Origin of the sequence: uncultured Brachyspira sp. (assembly GCF_934747485.1) — a bacterium.
GTDB lineage: Bacteria > Spirochaetota > Brachyspiria > Brachyspirales > Brachyspiraceae > Brachyspira.
In genome coordinates this window covers 21,825-30,440 of record NZ_CAKVGN010000036.1, presented here as the reverse complement: position 1 = coordinate 30,440, position 8,616 = coordinate 21,825, and the positions used below count along the sequence as shown (strand labels likewise).

General features: G+C 27.3%; 6 protein-coding genes. 1 reads left to right on the top strand and 5 read right to left on the bottom strand.

Annotated elements, in window-relative coordinates:
- Positions 1-150: 150 nt before the first annotated feature.
- Positions 151-654 (top strand): hypothetical protein, encoded by a 504-nt coding sequence (locus tag Q0H31_RS07810; RefSeq protein WP_295297009.1) that lies wholly within the window; start codon positions 151-153, stop codon positions 652-654.
- A gap of 121 nt (positions 655-775) precedes the next feature.
- On the opposite strand, the gene Q0H31_RS07805 is transcribed toward Q0H31_RS07810, so the two are convergent.
- The 5 genes from Q0H31_RS07805 to Q0H31_RS07785 form a co-directional block, all read right to left on the bottom strand.
- The gene (locus Q0H31_RS07805) at positions 776-2,149 is read right to left on the bottom strand and encodes an MFS transporter (protein ID WP_295297007.1); all 1,374 of its coding nucleotides are present in this window, start codon (positions 2,147-2,149) and stop codon (positions 776-778) included.
- Between the two features lie 44 nt (positions 2,150-2,193).
- Positions 2,194-3,849, bottom strand: coding sequence for an alpha-glucosidase (locus Q0H31_RS07800; RefSeq protein ID WP_295297005.1), 1,656 nt, complete (start codon positions 3,847-3,849; stop codon positions 2,194-2,196).
- 538 nt (positions 3,850-4,387) lie between these two features.
- Positions 4,388-4,888, bottom strand: coding sequence for a type 1 glutamine amidotransferase domain-containing protein (locus tag Q0H31_RS07795; RefSeq protein ID WP_295297003.1), 501 nt, complete (start codon positions 4,886-4,888; stop codon positions 4,388-4,390).
- Positions 4,889-5,261: 373 nt separating this feature from the next.
- Positions 5,262-6,953 carry a phospho-sugar mutase gene (locus tag Q0H31_RS07790; protein WP_295297001.1) on the bottom strand — a complete coding sequence of 564 codons (1,692 nt, stop codon included), beginning with the start codon at positions 6,951-6,953 and terminating at the stop codon, positions 5,262-5,264.
- A 151-nt stretch (positions 6,954-7,104) separates the two neighbouring features.
- Positions 7,105-8,439, bottom strand: coding sequence for a leucine-rich repeat domain-containing protein (locus tag Q0H31_RS07785; protein WP_295296999.1), 1,335 nt, complete (start codon positions 8,437-8,439; stop codon positions 7,105-7,107).
- Positions 8,440-8,616: the final 177 nt, after the last annotated feature.

Here is an 8,616-nt window from a genome sequence, read left to right as displayed (position 1 = left end):
ACCTATGCTATACTTTAAGAAATTAAGGAATTCCTAACTGCAATATGTCTGGCTCCTGTGCATTTTTATATTTTTTTTATATTTATAGAAAATATTTACATATAGAATATTATTTTTATAAAAAAGAATGTACATAAAGAGGATATATAAATGAACAAAAAACTATTATTAATTACTGTGATAGCAACAGCATTGTTATTAAGCTGCAGCAATAAAAACACAACAGGAGTAGGATACAAAGATAATTCTGCCTTATCATCTAATGAAGCTAATACTAGTGAAATTAATACAGAAATCAATGATAAAGAAGATATTACAAAACATAAAGGTACTTGGAAAGGAGAACTAAAATTAGACACAACACTTGAATATTTAAATTGGAAATTTGAAATAAAAACTGATGCCTCTATAGATGTATATATATCAGGCTCTAATTACCCAGAACCTAATATATCTTTTGATAAAATAAGTAAACCAAAAGAAAATACTTTAGAGTTCACTGTAACTGATTATGATACATCTTATAAAACTACAGCAGCTTTTAACAATGATAATAAAACAGCTTATGTTATTGTTGAAGTTAGTTTTACAGATGAAGAGAACCAAGCACCTGTATATTATAGAGGAACTATGATAAAGCAGGAAATAAAATAATACAAATATTTAACTTTTTACAATTATAAATAATTTCATAAATAATTTGCTTTTGATAAAGCTATATAAATTTAAAATTTTTTAAAGGCAGCAAATATTTTTTATTTACTGCCTTTTATTATTAATTTTGTCCTATAGTTTTTCTTTTATTTAATTCATCTAATATTTGTAAATATTTTTTCTCAGTTAAAGGGTAGAAAGAAATAATTATAATAGATACTATACATAATATAAAAGGAACACCCCCTCTTGAAAATGCTATTCCATCTAAAGCGAATTGGGTCTGCTGTAAATCATTTGCTTTATATCCTACAAACGCTAAAATTTGTCCTGATATTAGCCCTGCCAAAGCCATACCCATTTTTTGTCCGAAACTGTACATTGAGTATATTAATCCTTCAGCTCTGAAACCAACTTTATATTCTGCATATTCTATTGTATCTGGAAGCATAGACCAGCCTAAAGACCAAGTGTATGAATTAAATATACCAGATATCACTATTATTACAAAATATAAAGGTATAGAATTCAAAGTTTTATAATTTATAAAAAATAATAGATTTAATAGCCCAAACATGCTTAATGTAATTATTCCAGCTTTCTTTTTACCAAATAATTTTGTAACATAAGGAACAGTGAACATTCCTATAGCAGTAGATAAAGTTGTTAAAGTCATAGCAGGAGTAATTAAATCAGCCCTTTGAACATTGTATTTGAAGAAATATATATTAACACCAGCTATAACAAAACCGCATATTAGGATAAGCATAAACACAATAGTAATTATTATCAAAGGAGGATTTAATAATATACTGCTAAACTCTTCTTTTAAAGAATGTTTTTTTTCTTCTTTTTTATTGTCAATATATACTCTTTCTTTTGTAGAAAAGAAACATATAGCAAATAATATTATAGAAACAACTCCCATAATAGCTGTAGTATATCTGTATCCTACAGTTTCATTTCCTTTGCCGAATATATCTACTAAATTCCAAACTTGTGCTACCACAACACCGCTTAATACAGCAAATATCATTCTTACAGTTGTTATTTTAGTCCTCTCTTCAGAATCATTACTCATAGCCGAAGTTAGAGCAGAATAAGGTAAATTTACCAAAGTATATGACATACCCAATCCTATATAAGTAATATAAGCATAAATTAATTTACCGCTTAAACTCATATTAGTAGGTACTACATAACATAAAAAAGCAAATATAGCCAAAAATATGGAACCAAATAATATATAAGGTCTAAACTTACCAAAACGAGTATTAGTCTTATCAACTATCATTCCCATAATAGTGTCATTAATAGCGTCCCAAATTCTTGCTACCAAAAATAAAGTTGCAACAGATGCGGCTGTAAGACCTGCTATATCTGTGTAATAGTACATTAGATATGATGTAGCTGTTGAAAAAATTAGATTGCAGGCTAAATCTCCAATACCATAGCCTATCTTTTCTCCCAAACCAACTTTCATGTTTGTATTCATAATTTTATCCTTATTATTAATAAATTATTTTATTTGTGTATCTTTTATTTAGAAAAGAAAATTATTGATTCATAAGCTCTTAATTCTATTTCTGAGCCATTAATCTTATTTTCTTTATAATTTGATAGCATAATATTTTTTATATTATAGTTTAAGTTTATCTTTGCATTGTTTTTGGAGAAATTATTTATTACTATTAATTGTTTATCTTCATAATTTCTCTCATAACCATATACATATTCATTATCAATTTTTATTTCTTTATAATCACCATAAACAATTATTTTATTATTTTTTCTTATATTGATTAATTCTTTATAATAATAGAATATTGAATCTTTATCTTCCAATGCTTTTTTTACATTTATTTCTTTATAATTAGGATTAACATTTATCCAAGGTTTATGAGTTGAAAACCCTGCAAACTCTTCATCATTCCATTGCATAGGAGTTCTTGCATTATCACGGCTTGATATTCTAACGCTGTCAAATATTTTATTTATTTCTTCTTTATCACTAACATCTTTGATTAATTTATAATACATACTTTTTGTATCAACATCATTATAATCTTCAATATTATTAAAATATACATTTGTCATTCCTATCTCTTCACCCTGATAAACAAAAGGAGTACCAGGAACAGTATGTATAATAGAAGCGAGCATTTTAGCAGATTCTACTCTGTACTCTTTATCATTTCCGTATAATGATACTTGTCTAGGTTTATCATGATTGCTTAAAAACTGAGCCCACCAGCCGTCATCTTTTAAAGCTTCATACCATTCTGTTATTCTTTTTTTAAACATAGGAACATTCCAAGTGTCTATTTCTATTTGAGGAAGAATGAATGGTATTATCATATCAAATTCTTTTCTGCTTTGAAGTACATAATCTCTTGCAGTTTGAGGAGTGATGCATCCTATTTCACCTACAGTAGGAGTACCATATTTACTAAATAATCTAATATTCATTTCATTTATAAACTTATGAGTTCCGGGAAGATTTGCCGTGATTTCAGCATCCATCACATACCCATCTTTATGAGTAGCTTGTTTTTTAGAATCTGGAAAGCCTTCTGGTTTTTCTAGATAGCTTATAGCATCTATTCTAAATCCATCAGTGCCTCTTTTTATCCACCATTCTATCATAGAAAATATCTCTTCTTTTAGTTTATCGCATTTCCAATTTAAATCAGGCTGTTTTTTATGAAATAAATGCAAATAGTATTGCTGTCTTTCTTCGCACCATTGCCAAGCACTTCCAGTAAAAAATGATTCCCAATTATTAGGCTCTCTGCCATCTTTTTTATCAGCCCATATATAATAATCGCTTTTATCATTATCTCTTGATTTTTTTGATTCTATAAACCATTTATGTTCATCAGATGTATGATTTACCACTAAATCCATAATGACTTTGATATTTCTTTTTCTGCATTCTTCTACAATCTTATCAAAATCTTCCATAGTGCCAAATTCTTTCATAATGCTTTGATAATCAGCTATATCATATCCATTATCAGCATTTGGAGAACTATATATAGGCGAAAACCATATAGCAGTTATACCTAATTCATGTAAATAATCTAATTTTTCTAATACTCCTTTTAAATCGCCTATACCATCTCCGTTAGAGTCTTTAAAACTTCTAGGATAAATTTGGTATATTATGGCTTCTCTAAACCACTCTTTAGACATAGAACATCCTTATAAATTTATTCATTTTTAATATTTTTGAACTTGATCAAAATCAAACGTTTATAAGTATAATAAAAAAAATAACATCTATCAAGTTTTTAATTATAAATATTTCATATTTTTTAAAAATTATTGATATTATATGTTATAAATTAGTAATTTAATGATGTTTTTTTATTTGTATTATATTGTTTTTTATGAACAATAAAATAATATAGTTCATTGTAAATTAAAAAAATTAAATATCATTTAAATAATAGATATTTTTTAATCATAAATTTTTTTTAAACGCACGGTTAATTAAATTTAATATATTATACAAATAAAAATTCAAAATTAATTATATATTTTATTTAACTCTGCGTGCGTAAATAGTAGTGCTAATTTAAATAAATCTAGGGCGGGCGTGCTTTTTATAATTGAGCTGTAAAAGAAATATAAATTATATTTTTAGTTTAAGTTATAAGGCTTAATGGGCGGGGAATTAGAAAAGGCCCAAAAAGAAGCTCTGTATTAGAGCCTCTCATCTTTATATATTTTATTTCAATTTCTTTATTATCTCTTTAGCAAAATAAGGCAAATCATCAGGACATCTTGAAGTTATGATATTTCCGCATACTACTACTTTTTCATCTTTATAATTAGCTTTAGCATTTATTAAATCATCTTTTATAGCTATATAACATGTAGCATCTTTTCCTTCTAATACTTTTGCAGATATTAAAGTTTGCTGACCATGACAAATAGCTCCTATAGTAAGGTTGTTGTCAACAAAATACTTTACTATTTTTTTAACGTTTTCATTGCCTCTTATAGCTTCAGGTGCTCTTCCACCAGGTATTATTAATGCTTTATAATTTGAAGGCTCTACTTCAGAAAAATCTAATTTTGCATCAACTTTGAAAAAATATTCACCTTTAATTTCTCCTTTATTTAGAGCTGCTATATCAACTTCAACTCCTTCTTCTAATAATCTGAAATAAGGATAAAATAATTCTGAATCTTCAAATAAATTATCTGTAATAATTAATGCTTTCATTTGTATACTTCCTTTATATAATGATGCTGTATTATATAACATTTTTTATATTGTTGCTATTAATAAATTGTATTACAATTTTGTTTATTAACTATAAGATTTATTACAACACGCGTTAAACTCATCTTCAAAGCCAATTAAGTTAATAATGCACTGTAATCTATAAACATAAATTTATTTACCGCGTGCTTTAAAAACCATAAAGATTAAAAAAAGCTTGGGTGGGGGTGCTTTTTATTATTTAGCTGAAAATAAATATAAATTATATTTCTAGTTTACACAATAAAACTTAAAGGGCGGGGAATTATAAAAGACAAAAAAAGAAGAAGCCCTATTAATTAGAGCTTCTTCTTTATTAATAGTTAAATAAATATTATTCTTTTATAAACTTCTTGAAATTAGCTACTTTTTCTTTAGCAACTGCAAGCCTTTTATCTTTGCTTTCTTTTACGCAAACTTCAAAATAGAATTTTATTTTTGGTTCAGTACCAGAAGGTCTTATAGTAATTTTTGTTTTATCAGAAAGTATGTATTGAAGAACATTAGATTTTGGAAGAGTAATGTCGCTTATTTTTTTACCGCTATTGTCATAAACTTCTTTTTTCTCATAATCGCTTATGCTTACAACTTCAACACCAGAAATCTCTTTAGGTAAATTGTTTCTATAATAAGTCATTAAATCAGCTATAGCCTTAGCTCCATCAGCACCTTTTTTAGTAATTGAAATAGTTTCTTCATAGAAGTAACCATATTTTTCATAAATGCTTTCTAAATAGTCAGCTAATGTCATATTGTTGTCTTTACAATAAGCAAGCACTTCAGCAAGCATCAAACAAGAGCTAACACCATCTTTATCGCGTACATTTGAGTTAATACAATATCCAAAGCTCTCTTCAAAACCAAATAAATATGTACCATCTTTTGTTCTCTCTATAATATCAGCAATCCATTTAAAACCGGTAAGTACATCATAAAGCTTAACATTATTAGCATCGGCAATAGCCCTTGCAAGCTCAGTTGTTACTATAGTTTTTACTATATAAGGGTTTTGAATATTCTTTTTATTTGTAATGAGATAGTATGCAATTATAGAACCTATTTGGTTACCAGTAAGATACATGTAAGAACCATCTTTAGTAAGCAAAGCACAGCCCATTCTGTCGCAGTCTGGGTCAGTACCCATAACAAGTTCAGCACCAATCTCCTTAGCTTTATTAACAGCTATCTGTAATGCTTCAGGGTTTTCTGGGTTAGGCGATTCAACAGTAGGGAAGTTTCCATTAGGAGGCTGAGCACCCTCTAAAGTTGTTAAATTAGTAAATCCTGCCTTTCTCAAAGCCATAGGAACCATTTTATAACCAGAACCATGAATAGGGGTGTAAACTATCTTTATATCATGATGTTTTTTAATAATATCAGGATTAACTAAATAAGACATTAAATCATTCATGTATTTATCTTCAATATCTTTTCCTATAAGAGTAACCTTTGAAGCATCTCCCATCTTCACCTCTTCAGGCTTAACTTTCAATACTTCATCTATTATATTTTTATCATGAGGAGGAATAACCTGAGCACCGTCAGTCCAATAAACTTTATAACCATTATATTCTTTAGGGTTATGGCTTGCAGTAACAACAATTCCAGCAATACAGCCTAAACTTCTAACAGCATAAGAAAGAAGTGATATAGGGTGAATATCGTCATATAGATAAACGCTTATATCGTTTGAAGAAAGTATTTCAGCGGCAGCTTTAGAAAATACATCAGAATTGTTTCTTGAATCATATCCTATAGCAACTTTATAATTATTTGAGCCTTGTTTAAGTATATAGTTAGCTAAACCTTGAGTAGCAACACCAACAGTATATTTATTCATTCTGTTAGTACCAACCCCCATTATGCCTCTTAAACCGCCTGTACCAAACTCTAAATCTCTATAAAAAGCATCTGTTAATTCTTTTTCATTTCCAGAATCTAATAATGCCTTAATTTCTTTTTTGGTTTCTTCATCATAAGAGCCATTAAGCCAAGAATTAATTCTATCTTGTACATTTTTTTCCATAAGTTATTACACCCCTAATTTTTTTCTAATTTTAATATTATGTTTAAAGTATATTATATAAAAAGCATATAATCAAGTAAAAGTTTAATATTATTTTTATGCAAAATGAAAAAGAGAACCTGTAAAAATGTTATAAGTTCTATATTATTTTTTATATTATTTCATTAGGCATAGATTCTCTATATTTTATTTTATCAGTCCAATCATATCCTAAGAAATTTATCCAAGGATTAGGGTCTTGAGAAGGCGGTTGGATGCTTGCCGGGTCATCTACATTAGGTAAATATAAATTTTGAGGATTAGAAGATGTGCCAAATATGTTGCCAAAATAAGCTATATCTTCTGGGTTTGTTCCTAAATATTCAACATCTGATAATGAAGTACATTCTGGAAATATCTCTGCTAAACCCGCTGCTCCCAACTCTTGTAAACTGCTTGGCAATGATATTTTTGAAAGAGATGAACAGCCATAAAAAGCATAGTGATAAATAGATTTAAGTTTATCATTAAAATTTACTTTTTTTAAGCTGATACATTCATAAAAAACAGAATTTCCTATAACTATAAAATTTTCTGGAAAAGTAATCTCTTCCAATGAAGTACAATAACTAAAAGCACCGTTTTCCATTCCTAATAGTCCATCAGGAAGCGTAACTAAAGTTAAATTATTACAATCGCTAAAAACATAATTAGATAATATAGTTATTTGTGTATCTTTCAAATTAGCTTCTTGCAAACTTTTACATTTTAAAAATGCACCTTCTCCCATATCTTCTAATGTAGCAGGAAAATTAATTGCTGTTAAACTTTCACAATTATTAAAAGCTTTTTCATTTATAGCTAACAACATATTAGGAAGCGTAACTTTTGCTAATTTTAAACAACCATCAAAAGATTGATCAGATATAATTTTTATTTGTGCGTATTCTAAATTCACTTCTTGCAAATTTGCACAACCATAAAATGCACCTTTTCCTATTTCATTTAATACAGAAGGAAAATTAATTGCTGATAATGCTTTAGCATTTGAAAAAGCACCAACGCCTATACTAGTAATAGTCTCAGGAAGTTTTACAGAAGATAAATGCTTACTATCCATAAATAAATTGTCAGATATTTTTGTCATATCAGTTTTACTCAAATCTAAAAATACGCCCTGAGAATAAATATCATTATTTATAATATTATTAATCTTTTCTATAGTGCCATTTTTCTCTATATTATTTTCAGTATCATCGATTAAAGCAACATATATACTATGTTTATCATAATATTTTTGAATCTTATTTTTAATCATATCTTCTGTATCATTTGCTTTTATGTAATAATCTTCTTCATTATCCGGAGGTGTAATATCAGGTATTTCTGGAATACCCTCTTCTGAAGGAGGAGTTCCTAAATTGGACATATTAGGACGCGTTACAGCTTTTCTGCAAGATATCATTAAAATAATTATTATAAATAAAAAGAATATCCTTTTTAACATATAAAAACCCCCGCATATATAAAAACCAATATAATGTAAATTTGTAATTAATTTTTTATAAATATTTATAAAAAATATAACAAAAATAAAATAAAAAACTTATTATTTTTATTGATTTTTTTTGTTCTATAGTGTATTTTTAATGATAAAAATATGTATATACTTCTATGATTTTAA

Bases quoted from the DNA above. Each gene is read 5' to 3' on its own strand.
- Q0H31_RS07810 (WP_295297009.1), top strand. From the start codon at position 151: ATGAACAAAAAACTATTATTAATTACTGTGATAGCAACAGCATTGTTA.
- Q0H31_RS07805 (WP_295297007.1), bottom strand. From the start codon at position 2,149: ATGAATACAAACATGAAAGTTGGTTTGGGAGAAAAGATAGGCTATGGT.
- Q0H31_RS07800 (WP_295297005.1), bottom strand. From the start codon at position 3,849: ATGTCTAAAGAGTGGTTTAGAGAAGCCATAATATACCAAATTTATCCT.
- Q0H31_RS07795 (WP_295297003.1), bottom strand. From the start codon at position 4,888: ATGAAAGCATTAATTATTACAGATAATTTATTTGAAGATTCAGAATTA.
- Q0H31_RS07790 (WP_295297001.1), bottom strand. From the start codon at position 6,953: ATGGAAAAAAATGTACAAGATAGAATTAATTCTTGGCTTAATGGCTCT.
- Q0H31_RS07785 (WP_295296999.1), bottom strand. From the start codon at position 8,439: ATGTTAAAAAGGATATTCTTTTTATTTATAATAATTATTTTAATGATA.